This is a genomic window from Silvibacterium bohemicum (assembly GCF_001006305.1).
In the GTDB taxonomy this organism is placed as follows: Bacteria; Acidobacteriota; Terriglobia; order Terriglobales; family Acidobacteriaceae; genus Silvibacterium; species Silvibacterium bohemicum.
On record NZ_LBHJ01000003.1, the window covers coordinates 319,553 to 337,046 of the forward strand.

Annotated in this window: 15 protein-coding genes and 1 pseudogene; 7 read left to right on the plus strand and 9 right to left on the minus strand. The window is 55.8% G+C overall.

Annotated features, from left to right (window positions below):
• Window positions 1-10: 10 nt before the first annotated feature.
• Together XX99_RS06985 and XX99_RS06990 are read right to left on the minus strand one after the other, a co-directional pair.
• Window positions 11-694: a TetR/AcrR family transcriptional regulator gene (locus tag XX99_RS06985; RefSeq protein ID WP_050058665.1), complete on the minus strand. Its 684-nt coding sequence runs from the start codon at window positions 692-694 to the stop codon at window positions 11-13.
• A 145-nt stretch (window positions 695-839) separates the two neighbouring features.
• Window positions 840-1,037, minus strand: a complete 198-nt coding sequence (locus XX99_RS06990) for a hypothetical protein (protein WP_050058666.1) — start codon at window positions 1,035-1,037, stop codon at window positions 840-842.
• Between the two features lie 500 nt (window positions 1,038-1,537).
• On the opposite strand from XX99_RS06990, the gene mgtA reads away from it, so the two are divergent.
• Complete coding sequence (mgtA, locus tag XX99_RS06995; protein ID WP_082125327.1) at window positions 1,538-4,231, plus strand: magnesium-translocating P-type ATPase; 2,694 nt, start codon at window positions 1,538-1,540, stop codon at window positions 4,229-4,231.
• A gap of 111 nt (window positions 4,232-4,342) precedes the next feature.
• On the opposite strand, the pseudogene XX99_RS27980 reads toward mgtA, so the two are convergent.
• Both XX99_RS27980 and XX99_RS07005 read right to left on the minus strand, forming a co-directional pair.
• Window positions 4,343-4,933, minus strand: a pseudogene (locus XX99_RS27980) (DUF4142 domain-containing protein).
• A gap of 95 nt (window positions 4,934-5,028) precedes the next feature.
• Window positions 5,029-5,703 (minus strand): lipid-binding SYLF domain-containing protein, encoded by a 675-nt coding sequence (locus XX99_RS07005; protein WP_050059317.1) that lies wholly within the window; start codon window positions 5,701-5,703, stop codon window positions 5,029-5,031.
• Window positions 5,704-6,184: 481 nt separating this feature from the next.
• On the opposite strand from XX99_RS07005, the gene XX99_RS26590 reads away from it, so the two are divergent.
• From XX99_RS26590 to XX99_RS07015, 3 genes are all read left to right on the plus strand, one after another.
• A complete protein-coding gene (locus tag XX99_RS26590; RefSeq protein ID WP_082125330.1) occupies window positions 6,185-6,340 on the plus strand; it encodes a DUF3309 family protein in 156 nt (51 codons plus the stop codon).
• Window positions 6,341-6,625: 285 nt separating this feature from the next.
• Window positions 6,626-7,702 carry an AI-2E family transporter gene (locus XX99_RS07010; protein ID WP_050058668.1) on the plus strand — a complete coding sequence of 359 codons (1,077 nt, stop codon included), beginning with the start codon at window positions 6,626-6,628 and terminating at the stop codon, window positions 7,700-7,702.
• A 132-nt stretch (window positions 7,703-7,834) separates the two neighbouring features.
• Window positions 7,835-8,725 (plus strand): YihY/virulence factor BrkB family protein, encoded by an 891-nt coding sequence (locus XX99_RS07015; RefSeq protein WP_050058669.1) that lies wholly within the window; start codon window positions 7,835-7,837, stop codon window positions 8,723-8,725.
• A 64-nt stretch (window positions 8,726-8,789) separates the two neighbouring features.
• On the opposite strand, the gene XX99_RS07020 is transcribed toward XX99_RS07015, so the two are convergent.
• Together XX99_RS07020 and XX99_RS07025 are read right to left on the minus strand one after the other, a co-directional pair.
• On the minus strand, window positions 8,790-9,134 hold the full coding sequence (locus XX99_RS07020; RefSeq protein ID WP_050058670.1) for a hypothetical protein: 345 nt from the start codon (window positions 9,132-9,134) through the stop codon (window positions 8,790-8,792).
• 512 nt (window positions 9,135-9,646) lie between these two features.
• A complete protein-coding gene (locus XX99_RS07025) occupies window positions 9,647-10,372 on the minus strand; it encodes a hypothetical protein (protein WP_050058671.1) in 726 nt (241 codons plus the stop codon).
• Window positions 10,373-11,171: 799 nt separating this feature from the next.
• Between XX99_RS07025 and XX99_RS07030 the strand changes: the two genes are divergently transcribed.
• Window positions 11,172-11,675, plus strand: a complete 504-nt coding sequence (locus XX99_RS07030) for an RNA polymerase sigma factor (RefSeq protein WP_156185835.1) — start codon at window positions 11,172-11,174, stop codon at window positions 11,673-11,675.
• 255 nt (window positions 11,676-11,930) lie between these two features.
• Complete coding sequence (locus XX99_RS07035; RefSeq protein WP_156185836.1) at window positions 11,931-12,458, plus strand: hypothetical protein; 528 nt, start codon at window positions 11,931-11,933, stop codon at window positions 12,456-12,458.
• Window positions 12,459-12,529: 71 nt separating this feature from the next.
• On the opposite strand, the gene XX99_RS07040 is transcribed toward XX99_RS07035, so the two are convergent.
• The gene (locus tag XX99_RS07040; RefSeq protein WP_269430954.1) at window positions 12,530-12,829 is read right to left on the minus strand and encodes a helix-turn-helix domain-containing protein; all 300 of its coding nucleotides are present in this window, start codon (window positions 12,827-12,829) and stop codon (window positions 12,530-12,532) included.
• A gap of 1,092 nt (window positions 12,830-13,921) precedes the next feature.
• On the opposite strand from XX99_RS07040, the gene XX99_RS27640 reads away from it, so the two are divergent.
• Complete coding sequence (locus XX99_RS27640; protein WP_184084700.1) at window positions 13,922-14,641, plus strand: sensor histidine kinase; 720 nt, start codon at window positions 13,922-13,924, stop codon at window positions 14,639-14,641.
• A gap of 12 nt (window positions 14,642-14,653) precedes the next feature.
• On the opposite strand, the gene XX99_RS07050 is transcribed toward XX99_RS27640, so the two are convergent.
• Both XX99_RS07050 and XX99_RS07055 read right to left on the minus strand, forming a co-directional pair.
• The gene (locus XX99_RS07050) at window positions 14,654-15,427 is read right to left on the minus strand and encodes a phosphotransferase (RefSeq protein WP_184084697.1); all 774 of its coding nucleotides are present in this window, start codon (window positions 15,425-15,427) and stop codon (window positions 14,654-14,656) included.
• A 776-nt stretch (window positions 15,428-16,203) separates the two neighbouring features.
• Entirely contained in the window at window positions 16,204-17,493 is a 1,290-nt protein-coding gene (locus XX99_RS07055) for a S41 family peptidase (RefSeq protein ID WP_050058677.1), read from the minus strand.
• Window position 17,494: the final 1 nt, after the last annotated feature.

A 17,494-nucleotide genomic window follows, 5' to 3' on the forward strand; every position in this document is an offset into this window, starting at 1 on the left:
TCTCCTCCGTCTATTTGTTTTTGTTACCGCGTGTCTTGCGTGATCGAGCGGGCGACGGCGGTCTCAGACCATCGAGCAGCAGGCCCGTAATATGGCGGCTCATTGAATCCGCAGCCGGTGCTTTGCGCGCAAAGACCTGTGCAGAGAAACTCAAGGTGGCCATGTGCAGCATCACGAGCCCGATAACAGAAAAGCCAATCAGACCGGAGTCGAGATTCGGATTGACCGTCTTGCTGGCCTGACCACGCGCTACGGCCTCGCCGAGGATCTTTACCTTCTCAAATGGCAGATGACGTAACATCCTGGTTCGCAGAAGGCCGCCCTCGTTCAATACCTCTCTCATCCAGGTCGATGGGACCCAGGGCATCTGTTCGATGCCCGCGAGCATGCGCTCCACGACTCCGAGAATTAATTCTTTAGGATCCGCGCCGACTTCGACTGGCGTCCACACCGAAGCAATAAGAGGAGCAAGTCGCTCCTCGACGACGACGTCCAGCAGTTGCTCGCGGTTCGTAAAATAGTAGTGCAGCATGGCAGGCGTAAGCCCAGCTCGCTTGGCGATCATGGCAAACGTTGTCGCTGCAACGCCATGCTCGGCAAACAACTCCGTCGCTGCCGCCAACAGCAGGTCACGTGCATCGCGGTCGAGACTCGCTGCCGGACGGCCAGGATTTCCGAGCGACTTTTTGGACATCAGTCTTCATCCTTAAATTAACTAATGCAGTAATTAAATATAGGATGCCTCTTACTGTCAAGGAGATGCGTGCGACGAGAGGGTGTCGCACACACGACGTGCCGCACCGATATTCTCCGCAGACGGACCTATCACGCTGACAAGATCACTCGGGCCCAGATGTTGCCATCAACTTCGCGTCCGTGAAGAGTCCCTTGGCGCACAGTTGCTTGAGTCGCGGATCGCGATCCGTTCCAATATATTCGCCCAGAACATCCAGCAGCACTTTCACTTCGGGAGTAAGCCGCGCCGAACCCGAGAAGAGTGCGCACAGCGTGATCGGCTCGGAGCTCCAGAGCGGCAATACAGGCTTCAGTCGACGGTGCAGGCCAGGTCTCGTTCGAGGTCGTCCATAAGAGTTAAGATCGGAGCATGATATCGCAGCAGCGACTTTTCCCTACAGCCCGCAATGCCGGAATCCCGAGCCTACAAGCATTATCGCGAGCGCGCTAAGCGCCAGGTGATGCCTGCCGGCAGGGATTAGGACCGACGCGCTTGTGTTGATTTGAAGACGCCAACCAGAACGGTTCATTAAGACTCTCAACGAGGGAACAAACGGGGGAGTTGATTCCGGCTACCCTTTAGAAAAATAAACAGGGAAGCAGGGAACCATGCGGCAACTTACGTGCGCTGCAGAAGAGCTTGCCTGTACTGAGCAAAATGGCTCAGTTTTCTCATGCAGGCGAGCGGATACTGCTAGGAAATCGGAAGCAACACTTCCATTGTCACCGCGTGGGACACTCGTGCTCCGCTTGTATGCTGCGGAATCCATCCTCGAACCAGCGAACATCGGAGTGCCTGAGGATGAAACCGGCCGACATCACAGACGCTGCGTTGGCTTTGGCTAAAGACAGTAGCCCTAAGGCCGCTGGCACTCCGGCGGCTCTTCCGCCCCCGGGTAAGTCTCCGCCTGTGCCAAAAGCGAAGGACCATAACATCCGGGTGTCCTCGGCTGTCATCGATGCAGCAGGGAAGGACGGCGATGAGCTGCTTCGTTCTCTGCGCACCACCCGCGAAGGTCTGACACAGGCAGAGGCCGAGGACCGGGCGCGGAAGACGGGGCCGAATGTAGTCGCGCAGGAGCGAAGGCGCGGCTGGTTTCTCCGCCTACTGGTCATCCTCCGCAATCCTCTGGTGATCCTGCTCGCTGCACTTTCCTCGATTTCCTTTGCCACCGGCGATCCCCGCGCCGGTAGCGTCATGGCCGGAATGGTGGTTCTCAGCGCAGCGTTGCGCTTCTTCCAGGAGGCGCGCGCCGACTCAGCTGCGGCCAAGCTGAAGGCCATGATCCACGTGACAGCTACCGTGGTTCGCGATGGAAACGCCCGCGAGCTTCCCCTATGCGACCTGGTTCCTGGAGACATCATTCATCTATCTGCCGGCGACATGATTCCGGGCGATGTGCGGGTGCTTTCCGCAAAGGACCTATTCGTTAGCCAGGGAACGCTGACGGGAGAGTCGCTTCCCGTGGAGAAATTCCACGATGCCGATCCCAAACCGGCGAACTCGCCGACGGAACTCAAAAACACCTGCTTCATGGGCACGAGCGTTGAAAGCGGGACGGCGACCGCAGTCGTGGTCGCCACGGGAGTCAACACCTACCTCGGGAGCATGGCCGACTCGATTACCGGGGACGCGCCGCCGACCAGTTTTGACAAGGGTATTAACGGCTTCACCCGGCTCATGATCCAGCTCATGGCCGTCATGGTGCCTCTTGTCTTCCTTATCAACGGATTCACCAAACACGATTGGAAGAGCGCCTTTTTCTTTTCACTGGCCGTGGCGGTAGGGCTTACTCCGGAGATGTTGCCTATGATCGTCTCGGTTTGCCTCGCCAAGGGCGCGATTGCCATGAGCCGCAAGAAGGTGATTGTCAAGCGCCTCAATTCCATCCAGAACTTCGGTGCCATGGACTTGCTGTGCACCGATAAGACCGGCACGCTCACCGAGGACCGGGTGGTGCTGCAGCGCCACTGCAATGTCGCCGGACGCGAGACAGATGAGGTACTGCTCGACGGATACCTTATTAGCCATTTTCAGACGGGGCTCAAGAACCTGCTCGACACGGCCATCCTGCACAGTTCGGACTTTCATGAGCAATCCCTGGTCGAGAAATACAAGAAGCTCGATGAGATTCCTTTCGACTTTACCCGCCGCATGATGTCCGTGCTCGTCGAAAATCCCGAGGGCAAGGCGGTCCTGCTGACCAAGGGCGCGCCGGAGGAGATCTTCCGCCAGTGCTCCCAGTTCGAACTGGATGGGAAGCTGTCACCTATGGACGACGCCCTGATGAAAGGGCTAAGCGGCGAATATGCGAGTCTGAGCAACGACGGATTCCGGGTCCTGGCGGTCGCGATGAAGGAGCTGCCCGGAAAACAGGCTTGCTCCAGGGATGACGAACGCGATCTCGTGCTGAAGGGGTATGTTGCGTTTCTCGACCCGCCGAAACCTACCGCGGCAACCGCCATCCAGGCGCTGCACAGGCACGGGGTCGGCGTGAAAATTCTCACCGGCGACAACGACCTGATCAGCCGTAAGGTGTGCAGAGACGTGGGACTGCTCGCCGACCCGATGCTGCTGGGCGACGATCTGGAGAAAATGTCCGACACCGAGCTTGCTGACGCCGCTGAGAAGACGACCCTCTTCGCACGCCTGTCTCCCGCGCATAAGCAGCGGATCATTCGCTGCCTGCGCGCTAAGGGCCATGTAGTCGGATACATGGGTGACGGCATCAACGACGCTCCCGCATTGCACGTCGCGGACATCGGCATCTCGGTCGACACCGCGACCGACATCGCCAAAGAATCGGCCGACCTGATCCTGCTGGAAAAAGACCTGATGGTGCTGGAGGGCGGTGTCATCGAAGGCCGGAAGGTCTTCGCGAACATCCTAAAGTACATCCGGATGGGCGCCAGTTCCAACTTCGGAAATATGTTCAGCGTCCTGGGAGCGAGCGCCTTCCTCCCGTTCTTACCCATGACTCCGATCCAGATTCTGAGCAACAACATGCTCTATGACTTCTCGCAGGTGCCAATTCCCACAGATTTAGTCGACGAGGACTTGGTGGCGCTGCCGAGGCCCTGGAATATCAAGGAAATTAAACGGTTCATTCTCTGCATAGGACCCATCAGCTCGATCTTCGACTACACGACCTTCTTCGTTATGCTCGATCTCTTCAAGTGCTGGGACCCGTCCCGCGCTCCGTTGTTTCAGACTGGCTGGTTTGTCGAGTCGATCATGACCCAGACGCTGATCATCCACATTATCCGCACTAACAAGATTCCTTTCCTGCAGAGCCGTGCGAGCTGGCCGCTGTTGATCACAACCCTGTCCATCATGGCCTTCGGAGCATGGCTGCCTTATTCCCCCGTGGCGGCGTCGCTTGGCCTGGTCCATTTGCCACGGCTCTACTGGCCGATCCTGCTGGCAACGCTTTTTGCCTACTCTTGCCTGACGCAAGGGATGAAAGTCTGGCTGCTGCGAATGAAATGGATTTGAACGGAGTGCTGATGCATCCGGCAGCGAGTCACCCAAAGCCCGCAACGTTCAATACGAGCAAAGGCCATTGCCTGGCGCCGCACAGCGCCGTCAATGGGTCTTAGCTTCTCTTCACTGGGCTTTGGCCTTCTCCAGATCTTTCGCACCGGCAAGATGCTTCTCGAGAACGGGCAAAGCCGCCCCCGCATAGGATTTCAGAGCCGGATTCTGCGCATCTGTCGCTTCCTTCTTGTAAACAACGATCGCTTTGGTGTGTCCGGCAATCATCTCCCGGATATAACGGCGATCAAAGGCTACGCCCTTCAGCTTCTGGAAGGGGTCAATTATCGTTCGATTGTGCTCGGTGTCGATCGCGTTTGGCACGTTCAGGCTGGCATGGTGCGCCGCGTCGTACAGCTAGTGGAAGTCGTTGGTGTGATCGGTGACCAGCGACTGAGCGTAATCTTTTACCGATTGCGAGGAAGCCGCGGTTTGCGCCAACTGTCCAAGATTGGCCTCCGCCATGTCGGTTTGTGCGGCGAAATCGACAAAGCGCTGGTCAGTCATAGCCGATCTTTCAGCGGTTGTTTTTTGAGCCAACGCAGGAATCGAACACAGAGCGATGCAGCAAACGGCGGAAAGCATAGGTTTCATCTGAATTTCCTCCCCGTCAAAACCAGTGAGATTCCAAATTAGGTATGAATCGATGCAACGCGCTCGCATCGTCTACCTTCCCGCAGGAGACTGGGAAGTTCCTTCCGTTGGGACGCAATGTGCGCAGTCTGACTCTTTTCGTCAAGACTGCGCGCCCGTCCGCGCTAGCTGCTGTATGCGTCAAGCTCATGTATCAGGCTATGTGCCGAAGCTGGGACATGGATCGTACCGTCCACAATCTGATGCCGATCCACATTGGTTCCATACAGCGCCTGATCCCCGCTTTTGTCCGCCTGCATTACAGCGCCATCCAAACTGATTCCAGCGAACACACCTTTGCTACGCGAATAGGACAGAATCTCTGCGTTCAGCTTTAGATCCGTAGCGGCGGTGGCGTCCCGTCCTACCGGACCTGCCGCTACTGTAGCGTCGCCACCCAGTTTGAACTTGTCGCTCAGAAGGCTATGCAAGGCGTGGTCATTCATAAAGAGCATGATGATATCCGTTGAAGAGCCGCCAATTTGGAAGCCTATGCTTCCCTCGTCGATGGCGACAAACATCGGGGCGCTCCATCCGTGCGCTGTGCGGCAGGTTGCCACTCCGCGACCATAGCTGCCACCGAAGATGAAGGCCAGCTTCTTGTCTCCTGGGATAATGGCAACGCACTTCGCCTTGTTCAGCAGATCATGCGGAATGCCCTTATCAGGCGTATCCATAATCTCTTTGAAGACCTGTGCAGCTTTTTGGGTGCGGGCGACGTCGTCGTCACGGTCGGAGGCGACCGCGACTTGGGTTACCACCAGAACAAGTGCTGAGAAGATCAGAAGACGCTTCAACATATCGTTACCCTCTTCGCTGTAGAGCAAGATTTAGGAGACTGCCCATTCATGGCGCTTCCCCAACCAGTGGTTGAATCAGAAATGACCTGATCCGTACGTCACGCACGTGAGCGCGACCTGGAAGGATTATCGAGAAGTAGGTCAGCCATGTTGCTATCTTCCAGAACGACGCCCATTTCAACTGAATGCTAAACGGCAACCTCGTGAGCGTACTGTACAAAATTGACCAGATTCCGCGTTCGAATCTCATCGAAAAACCACAATCAACCTCCGAATCTCGTAACGTGACGCGAGCGAATCGTTCTGATTGCCTCCGCATTCTTCGCGATTTGGTCTTACCCTTCCAGGCCATCCACCGACCATGAGCAAAACAGAACAGATAATGAATTCTGCAGGTGCGATGCTCCTTTATGGTGTGGACACCAATCTGCCCAGCGCTGAACAGTGAAGTCGCCTTGTCTTCACTGTTCGGGAGGACAATATGTTAGGAACTATCTTGATTGTCGTGGTTCTATTGCTCCTGGTAGGGGCATTTCCTAGATGGGGCTATAGCCGCGGCTGGGGCTACTATCCAAGCGGGGGATTAGGTTTGGTTCTCATCGTGCTCGTCGTGCTGCTTGTACTTGGCCGGATTTAGGGACAGCGATTCGCTGCTAGAGTTACCCTCCAGGCCTCGGGCCGAGCTGACGGGACTGGTCAGAGGACAATCCAACCACGCCAGCTCAGTGAGTCGAGGAACCTGCGCGCACCAAGTTCAAACGAGACTGTAGGATCAACGCTGCCTGACACTCTCGAGTACCCGACGAATCGAATGCACCCGCAAGCTGCCCAACTCGGGATCTTGCGGTTGAGTACGAAATAGAGCTTAAGACCTGCGGTGATCCGTCTCAGCGTATATCAGATGGTTGTGGGCGGATGAAGCATGCTTACAAAGTTTTGGGACCCAGCAACCGCGCGAATTCTTTGTACTACGCTGATCCTTGCTCTGGTCCTAGCCTTCCTATATGAAGCTCAGGAAACCCTTACACTCTTTCTTTTTGCGATCTTGTTTGCTTACCTTGTCGAGCCACTCGTTGCCCGCCTCGTTCCGCCTCTCCGTGGACGGATCAAAGCAATCGCGGCAGTTTACCTCATCCTCATTGCTGTGCTCGTGGGCCTGGGGTTTCTGGTAGGACCACGAATCGCCGCGGAAGGCAGATCGCTCGCCACAAGTCTGCCCACTCTACTAGACAGAATGGGCTCGGGCCAGTTGGTTTCCCAGATAGGGCGAAAGCAAGGCTGGAGCGAAGTTCGGCAGGTTCAGATTCAAAGCCTATTCGTAGCTCATCGACCAGACATCCTAAGATACGCTCAGGCTTTGGGTGGGAAGCTCGCTGAGCCTGTGCAGCACATTTGGTGGCTGATCCTCATCCCCATACTTAGTCTGTTCTTTCTCAAGGACGGCTTATCGATCGCAAACGGGATAATCGATTTGGGCCGTACTCCTGAGGAGAAGAGAACGATTGGCGGCATCGTTGGCGATATCAACGTCATGCTTGGCAGCTACATCCGTGCGCAATTGATCCTCGCATCCCTCACCGTCATGTCCTACACTCTCGCCTTAAGCGTGATGCGGGTACCCTACGCCTTCATCCTCGGACCGTTGGCCGGCCTCTTTGAATTTGTGCCCGTCGTTGGTCCAGCCCTGGCATCCGTCATGGTTTTTGTCATCGCAATTCTGACGAGCTATCCGCATCTGGTTTGGCTCTTTCTGTTCCTCGGCGCATGGCGGGTAGTGCAGGACTACGTGAATGCTCCCAGGATCATGGGCAGGTCTCTCGAAATCCCTCCCGTGGTTCAAATATTCGGCGTACTCTCGGGAGGCGAGATCGCGGGAGTCGTAGGAGCGCTGATCTCAGTCCCTGCTATTGCTACCTTAAGAATTCTTTGGCGAAGAATGACCAGCGATAGAAGTGTCGACGCCCCGGTGACGTCGCCTCCTCCTACGGACCATATGTAGAAGTAGACGTGCACTTGCGAGCGTCTCTGCGGCTTCGGCTCGGAGCTGGATATCACACATCCAGTTCTGTGTTTGGATGCCGGGCCGCTCCCACTTATTCATTCGAAGAGAACAGGAGGGAAAGCAACACAGTTGACAGCCATTCTTAAACTAGCGAGGTTGAGTTGGCCAGAGCTGATTCGCGCTATCTGGCGGGACGCAGACAGAGCCAATGTCGCGAACCGCGCTGCCGAATTGGCGTTCTGGTTCCTGCTCGGCTTTTTCCCCATGCTCTTGTGCGTCACAAGCGTGGTTTCGATATTCGGCTCTGCCCCGGAATCGCAGCACGCCCTGATGAAGTATGTGGGAAAAGTTCTGCCTTCTGCTGCATCCAATCTCGTGCGGCAGGTGCTGGCGCAGACGGCCGGTAGTGGGAGAGCCTGGTTTTCACTGCTCTTCGCGTTATGGTCCTCCTCATCCGCGACCTCCGGACTTATCGATACTCTCAACGACATTTATGAGCTCAAAGAAAGCCGGCCCTGGTGGAAGTCTCGTCTGATCGCCCTGGTCCTGGCGATAGCCCTGGGCGTCCTGCTTACCGCCGTATCGATCATTGTCGTGTATGGACCCGAAATCCTGCGCCATACATCGACCGGTTCGGCAGCCCTCGATGTCTGGAAGATAGCGCAATGGCCGGCTGCGGCATTCCTGCTTATTCTGACACTCCTTGGTCTCTACCGCTTCGCCCCAGACATGCAGGAACAGAGATGGAAATGGCTGCTTCCCGGGAGCATCGTCGCAGCGGTGATCTGGATGGCCGTTTCAGTCTTGTTCAAAGTGTACGTTCGCCACTTTAGCCATTTCGGGCTGCTTTACGGCTCGCTCGGCACGCTGATCATCCTGATGTTTTGGTTCTACCTGAGCGGAATCGCAATTCTGGTCGGGGGAGAAATCAACGCTATCTTGGAAGATGCAGCCGCTCAACACAAGGTTCCTGGAGCGAAAAAGCGTGGCCAGCGTTCACCTGCTCAGACGCGTGTCTGAAGCAGTGCAAAGTAATCTCGACTTTTATTTGAAGATGAGTCTCAACTGCTGGCTTCACCCCAAATCAAGGTAGATATTTCCCGGCTGTATAGACAACCGCTTCCAGAGGCTCCTGCCATCGTTGATCTGGAATATCGTCGATCCTAAGGCGGCTGATGCCACTATGCTTCCAGGTCTCCTCAATTGTGGGTGAGTAGACGCTGAGCTCAAACATCGTCATTGTCTTTTGCACTCCCTCAGGCAACGTCCGCTTGTATTCCGTTTGCAGCTCTTCTTTGAGCCACCGGGCGAGGCTCTGGATTTCAGCCAGCGCGGCGTCCGTAAGAGGTTTCGACTCAAGTAATCGGAGGGCTCTGCTGCCCTTGTCCCTAATGACTTGTAACCGTTGCAGAGTTTCTTCGCGTGTCATCCGGGTTCTCAGCGATCGTTTGGAGTGCCAGAGGATCCTGCAGGTGGCTCTTTGACCGAGTGACGTGGTCGATCCATGTGATCCCCTCAACTTGAAGCTATCAGATGACGGCAGGGCGTGCAGTGTGAAGCCACTGCACGCCCTGGAAAAACCCTTCCTTAGTGGAAGCGCGGACTGATCGTCGCACGGTTTCCGTCCCGGGCACGGTCGACTCTCCACGGGGAGAAACGTCAAAGTTGCTCGCGCGCTGGAACAAAACTTCGAGGACCAGATAGGTGCGTTACCATGCCCTGATCGTCCACACCAGGAGTTAAGGGTTCCATTCCTGCAGAGGCTCGTGCCAAAACAGATGATCGGTAGCGTGCTGACATTCGTTCATCAACCATTGGCTCAGGCCATACCCGAGCGGCAGGAGGATCGCGAGAAGTAAGCAGGCGCAGAAGACGTTAAGGATCATCTCCCTGATGGAAGGCTTCCGGGAGATGGCCAATCGACCGCAATAGGGACAGCCTTTATTCGGTATCCGTTCCGATGATATCTCCGGTGTCTCCTTGGATATCGAGGTGGTACTCCCGCTCATCTTGGTCATCATCATGTTCCTCCTCAGGTTCTCGGTCCTTGGTGGTCTCTCCCAGGGCTGCAAACGCCGCTCGTTCACGCTTGTCCCTGCGAACGTCGAGCAGTTGTTCCCCAACCGTGTGCTTGGGTGAGTAGCAATACTGGAAGTAGGCGTCGAAGAGCGCCTGATTGCGAAGGCCGCGGCCGAGGATCTTTGGAAGATGGTTCTTGTAGAGCAAGGTCAGGGCTTCCGGTGTGATGATGTAGGAGCGCCGTTTTCCCTCTATCGAGACCGTTGCCTGAAGCCAGCCTTGATCGATCCACACGCGAATCTCCTCTGTCCGCACGCGCAGGGCGAGAGCCAGGCTTTCCATAGAGAACCGATCACAGCGGATTTCTCTGATTCCGAGATGATTTCGAACCAGCATGCTACGGATCGCCTTGGGAGTACGATTCAGCTTCTTCCCGATCTCTTCGATCGTGAATTTCACAAGCGCTTCACGGACAAACTCGATCTCCTCCTGGGTCCAGCGACGATGATCCACTGTCGTTTTTAGGCCATGCTGGATGACAAAGCGCCAGCACTCTTGTTTAGGGCGGCCAGAATGTCTTTGGAGCCGCACGACGAGTTGCTCGAGCTTATTGCCACTTAGAACCTTGGCCTGCGCAACGAGTGACATTGCATTGGCACTCCAACGCGGCATGGCAGGCGAAGTTGGTTTCGGGTTTCCCATGGGGGCCCTCGTGAAGGACTAAGCGATGCAAAACTTCCTTCACCTATAGAGCCATCGAAAACGCAAAAAACGAACAACGTAGCCGCTGATTTCTCCTTGGAAGATGCCCGACGCGCAAGAATGTCGCACTCTCCGAGTCTCTTTCTCTTGACCGTGATGGGTTGAAGCGCGAACCTATTGAAACTCTGGCGCTCGTCTTGCTGATCGCAAACACTAGCAAGGCTAGACACCCGTTGCTGTGCCTCGGACCTGTCGAGCAGAGGTCGGGTCTCGAACGTTTCCACACCTCGCCCGCCGTGGCATCACTGAGGGGTGGATATGTCACTTTGATTAACGAGGCATATAGCCAGTGCGGCCTTGCGTCGCATACCAGTTGTTCATGGCCGTTTCGAGCTACGAACTGAAGCTACACGCCCGCTGACAGCCAACTATTCTCCATCTGCGTGTAAAGATCACTCCGTTGACGTGGGAGGTGTGCGGTCCATGAGCGCTTCCGCTGGATGGCATGCATTCCCATTGCTGCTTTAGCCGTCATAGATCGGAAAAGCAAGTAACTAACTTAATGAGGAAAATTAGCTTTAATTGTGGAGATCGCGTCTAAACTGAGATAGCTTCGTGTCGCGCGTGCCATGCCTCAGCTCGATCGGGGCAGTTCCGCGACACTGTATCGGGTCGGCTTATGAGATCACCCTCGCCATCTGATCTTTGCTGGGTTATAGGGATTACTCCTCAGGGACGGTGGATCGTGCCGGTCTTGCGAGCCGCCGTGGAAGTGGAGTGGCCAGACGCACAGCAAATAGCGGCAACCAGGCTGGGTGATTCCTCTCTCGCGCACGAGTTGATGGAACAGGCGATCGAGGAAACCAAAGAACATCTTGAAGCAATGGCGGCCGTCGACGTCGAAGAGGCGCGACAGTTGCTGTCTCATAACTATCGAAATGCTGTCAGACGTTGGCTGCGTACGGAGGGAAGGTTCGTCTTCCGTGGAACGACATCTGACATCGAAGCGCTTTCTCCACCCACGGCCCCTGCCGTATCGGCTGTCGAGGCTGAGATCGACCTCAATTCTGTCTTTCGAGATACTCCGCCTGAACTGCGTCGAGCGCTACTCTTACGTTACGGATCGCACAGCCGCTGGGAAGATGTAGCTCGAGAGATGTCGAAGTCCACCGATGCGATCCGAGTGAGTTGCCAGAGGGAGTTGGCTCGCATCCGAAAAAAGCTGGGCATTCGAGCTCAATCGGGATGAAAATCCTGTGTAGAAAGTAAGGGAACTGGAAAGGATTTCGTGGGCGGGTTGGGGAACTTCGTAAACGACGATGAGAACGACACTCTCCTGTTCAATAGACTCCAGGAGCACGTGCTAGAGCACTACCCAAATCCTGACCGGGTCGGGTGCTTCGACCATGCAACACTCGTTCTATTCGTTGAGACGCCAGGAAAGCTTGACCTTGAGGATCCGAAATATTTGCATGTCCTCCGGTGTGCGGAGTGCACTCGTGATTTGATTGAACTCCGCCGTCTTCGCGACGAACGGTTGGCAGAGGAGCTCGATTCCTCCGTCGGGCGATCGATCCACTGGTGGCGATTTGCCTGTATCGCCGCCGCGGCTTCGATCGTCGCCATCCTGATCGGTGTGAGTTGGAGGCATTACCTTAGCGGCCGTGTTGAAGACGCACAGAACGGGACGCCCTCGCCAATTTCAGTAGACCTAAGTGCGGCGGGGTTGGCTCGAGGCGGGGATCAAGGTGAGGCGGAAAAGCCGATCTCATTGCCGCAGCGACTTGTCGAAGTCCGCCTGGTGCTGCCTTTTTACAGCCCAGGCGGCAATTACCGCATTACGGTATCGAGAGACCGGAGCCAGGATCACGTCGAGGCGTCTGGCTCGGCCTCAGCGACCGCGAATGGCTCGCATACCGAACTGAGGGTAGAACTCAACCTGCGGCGCCTGCGGCCCGGAAACTACTACCTGGGCACCGCGCGCGAAGGTGATGGCGCGCCGTACTACTATCCTGCCCTGATCCGACAGTGAAAGTTGCATGATGACGCAGCCGACTTCTTCGTCGGATCCGTGCGACCCAGTGGCCCTTGTCGGTCAGACCCTCAAATGTCCTGATTTCTCCTAGACTTTTTGGCCGGCCGCCTCGTCTCGGTGGTAGGCATTGCCGGGGGAGTTGGAAAGTAGCGAGTTTTGCTGAAATCGAAGAGTTCTTTCAGGGGAACGTTGAGCGCCTTGGCAATGATCTCGAGCTTCTCCGGTTTCGGAAACGAGTTTCCTCGCTCGATCTCCCCGGCCTGCTTGAGCGTCAGGCTGATCGCATCAGCGAAAGTCGCCTGTTTCATCCCCGAGAATCGTCGTAGTTCTGCAATCCGTTTGGCAAATCGGTATCTTAGGGTCGTCACCCTCTAAGTCTTGCGAAGTCGGGGTTCCTAATACACCCAGTGATAGGTTATAAAAAAGGAAGTACGGATTCACATTTTCAAGATTCCCGTGATCTAATGAAACCAAAGGCACATCGAAAAGAGTCCCCTGACGCGCCTATTCCAGAGATTTCCTCGTGACGAAACGTTGCGGAAACTCGCTGGACGATGCGCCTCAGGAAAGTAACTGTACAAGTTCGCTTCTCCCAGTGTCTGTTGAAGTCTGAACCGCGTTCGGGAACACAGCCGGCCAACTCGCTCCATTGCGCGGACGCAGTTCATTCATGCATACGCTTCTAGAAGCCTTGAATTTGAATACTTGGCGGAAGAGCTTCCTCGGGAGCTCTTTGAAGATGGCTGGCCGAGGCTCCATTGGCTGTCAAGATGACCCTTTCTTCACCATCACGTTTTGTTGGACTCGCATTGGCGGTTCTCCTTCCTCTAGCCGGTGTGGAGTGTCTCGTCTATTCCAGCTATCTAAGGCATCAACGTTCCTTACAAGTAGCCTCGGCTCTCAGCCAGCTGACTAGCGGTAGCGTCTCCGAGATCACCAGGTTGCAGGAAGATATACGGATCATCGCGCCTGGGAGCGTTGTTTACATGGTTGATCCGAACGGTCATGTGGCGGCTGGTGAGACCGGTGTTGCGTTGCCGGAGGTCCGGCTTACCTGGGCGCAATCGTGCACGTCCCAGGGTCAGACACCCTGCATTCAGGGAAATTTGGTGGCGTCCGCAATCTCCCTGCGAACCTCAGGCCATGTACTCGTCATAGTTGCAATGTCGAAACCCCGGCTGGGTAGTCTTATTCTTTGGGTGTTCGGGATAGCCTTGGTAGCTTCCACGATCTTGGGAGCGAGCGTCTATTGGCTTATCGACAAGCTCTTCCGCAGACCATTGATCGCGGCTCTGGAATCGACCAACTTCTCGCCTTCGGATATGGCCCTTGCGTCCTTGGATGACGACTCTGGTTCGCACAGGCGCGTGCTCCCTCCGCTCCGAACGTCGCAGAGGCTTCTACGGCCTGATGAGACGATCAGCTGCCTGGCCAGACAGTTGAGAGAGAGAATCCACCATGTGGACGCTGCCTGGGCGGATCTTGCGAGCCGTGAGAAGGCGCACCTCGAATGGGTTGCATATCTGAGCCATGACCTTGCCACGCCATTGGCACGCATGCTCCGCCGAGTTGAAATGATCCAATTCGACTCAGAGTTGAAGACTGCGGAAAAAGAGTCGACCCTGGAGCAGATCCATCGCGACATTACTGAGCTAGCCGAAATAGTCGGTTCAATCAGCCAGTTTGCCATCCTAGACAGTCGTCTCGTGAGAAGCTTTGTCGAAATGCCACTCCGGCCCTTGCTTGAATTTGCGGTGGAAGGTTTCGAGTACGAGGCGTCCAGCAAAGGAGTAGAACTCGATCTCCGCGTCGGCGACGATCTCGGGACCGTCCGCATTGAGAGAAGTCTAGTCAAACGAGCCGTCGAAAACCTGATCTCCAATGCGATTTGCTATACCCCCGAGGGCGGACTCGTCAGTGTCAGCGCGACGCAACGAGATCAAATAATTCAAATCACTGTCGAGGACACGGGAACCGGTGTCCCAGTACAGGAGCTTGAACGGGTCTTCAACTTTGCCTTCCGTGGTGAAGGCCAGACCCGCATCTCGAGAGTGGGCTCCCTAGGGTTGGGATTGGCATTGGTTCGGAGAGTGGCGGAACTGCATTCCGGTACCGTGGCCGCCAGCAACGTAGCGCCTCACGGGGCAAGGTTTGTTTTCTCTCTGCCGGTTGTGAATTGAGGTTCAGGCGCTCTACGCCACGGGAATCTTATCAAGCCGAGTCGCATTGACCATCTGCCGCACCAGGCTCCGAAGATAGCTCTGAGGGGCGGGGTTACCAAGATATTCCGAGATGATCCATTGCTGTCGATTCAAGAGATGCGTTGCGATCGATAGAAGGCGCACAGATCCAAGGGTAGAGTTGATCTGTTCTTCCGAAACCTCCGAAGACCACTGCTTGAAATACGAACTTACTACGCGCGGTATCCACCGGGCGAGGCGGCGGTCTTGCTCAAAATAGATCCGCAATTGATCGATTGCGACAAAGGGGTTGCCGACGCCAGCCTCAGACCAATCCGTGAAAACACAGAAACCGTTAGAACTCAGGATGTTTCCACCACTGAGGTCGTTATGGATCAACGCATCAGGGATGCTTATGTCCTCAAACAGACAACGGGCCCTCTCAAAGGCATCCGCGATCTCCCCCAGCCGCCAGATCTTTATCGGCGGAATGCTGGTCGATCTTTGTGAAAGCACGGCGTCTTCGAGGTACGGCATCATGTCGAAGACTGACTCGCGAAGCCGGGCGATACGTTGATCGATCAAGCCACATTTCAACAATTGCGCGACGCGGGGGATGCTCGCCTGCTGCAGTTTGGCCAGCCTCACTCCAATCCGATCGATCGATTCGCCTGACGTAAAGGCGGGCTCTTCAATCGAGGGGCCTGCGTCCTCCATCAGCCATCCGCTCCATGCCCTGCGCACGGCCACGATAGTTGGAAGATATTCCGGGAACAGATTGCTCAAGAGCGTCGTGGTTTGGAACTCGGGATCTTCAGCCCTTGCAGCCGCCTTGAACCAATAAGGAGGGTTAGTCCGATTTCGGATTCTCAGAAGCGAATGGTGAGCGGATGCGTTGAGCTGTTCGATCCCATCAGCGACATCCCGTCGATCCGCAGAGACCACGGCCGAGACCCAATGCAACAGCTCATTCGTCCACCCCAGACTTAGGAATGGGCCTTGCGAGACCGGCCTATGCTCAAGGAGGCACTCGATAACGCCTCGGATGGAGCCTTCCGAGTCTTCAAACTCTATGTCCGGGATATCACCCAGAGACGCCCAGGTGAATCTTTGTAGGATTGTGCCCAACTCCCCTTCATCGAGCACTTCCGCAATTGCCATACGGTCAGTTCGAGAAGGATCACCGGGGCAATCCAAAACTATGGACGGCAGGTTCCATCGCTCTTTAATTTGCGATTGGATTTTCGCCGCAGAGCGCGACCACCGAGGAATCGAGATCCGAGGAAGGCGCAAGCTCGACTGGATTCTCGGTCTCGAAATCTCGCACGGCTCGCGCTCAACCAGGATTTGTTGCGTCGCAGGAGAAATCAAGGTCAATCGATAGTGATCGTCATGGGGACCCAATTGATCCGTCAGAGCACACCGCCGCACCCACACCGTGCTCGCCTAAATTCGCAACAGATCTCAACGGAACGTGCGAGCACCTTCGTATCGAGTTTCCCAGCTGCCTGTTCGTCCAGCAACAAAAACTATGTCGGTGACTGCGACATTGTTCCACGAACCTAGAGGCTCGAAACAACTTCGATCGCTCGGTCGAGTTGGGTATCTAAGCCAGCGCGCGCTGAGTCAGGATCAAAAGGGGCCAGAACGTCAGGCCCGATAGGCTGGCCTTCGAGCGGCTCTCCCTCCTTGTTCTGATAGGAACCAACAGGCAATGCGAGCCAGTAGCCGTGTGAAAGCGCGAACTTGTTCCCGCCGAGAACGCGGCCTGGCGTCGCCTCTCCGACAACGGTAGCCAGTTTGTGTTCACGCGCGAAGGCGACGAGCATCTCATTCGCGCTAGCTGTGTGCCTGTCTACCAGAAGTACAATCCTGCCATGGAAAGGCATAACACCCAGGCCTTCCGTGGCGATGAGAATCGGGGTCTTCAGGCCCACGGCCTTGCGGACGGACATCAAGCCCTGAAACTTCACCGCGAGCGGTATCAAGTCCAACTTCTGTGAAGGAATCCTATCGAATACAAGGTGATAACCTTTCTCACCGTTTGCTGGTTCGATGGGGCCGCCAGCATAGCGTCCAATGGGCAGCCGCTCTGGAGTCAGAAGACTCATTGCCCGCAGAACCCCGATGCCTCCACCAGTGTTACCCCGAAGATCAATGATCAGCCGTTCGACGTGTCCGAGATTCTCTACGGCGAGCGAAATGTCGTTTGCGACCTCTACTCCGATCCTCCCCGGATACATGGCGATCCGAATGTACCCAGTATCGTGTGCCAGCGTCTTGTGCGAGACCACCGACGCGGGGATCACCTGCGGGAGTTGCCCGCGCATCCGCTTTGCAGCAGGAATTGCTACCGTCTTCGCTTCCTGACGCAACCCTTTCGTTAGCACGTTGAGGATGACCGTCGATTCGACAGCGAAGAGGGGATGTTCCGGTGGCCGAAAAGGACGTCCGTCTACAGTCAACAGCACGTCTCCAGGTTGAATTCCCGCAAGCGCAGCAGGACCGCCTGCATGAACGTCCTGGAACACCCACCGTTCCCCGTCCGATGTCTCTGACGTCGTATAGGTAGCGCAAAGAACCATCTTGCTGCTTGACCGCGATAGGCCCTCGTGGAAAAAGCCCACGTGGGATCTCCTGAGCTCGGCGAGCAACGCAAGCATCGAAACTTCGAACTCCTCATCGCTAGCAGCGCTCACAATACGCTCCCGATGTTTGGCGACCGCAGTCGGCCAGTCGGCTGTTCTCAGGGGGACGTCATAAAAATGTTTGCTGACGATGGTCGACACATTCTCGAGCAGCTTCTCTCGTTCTTTGGCATTCAGCAGTGCCCCTGATCTGTGTCCATTCATT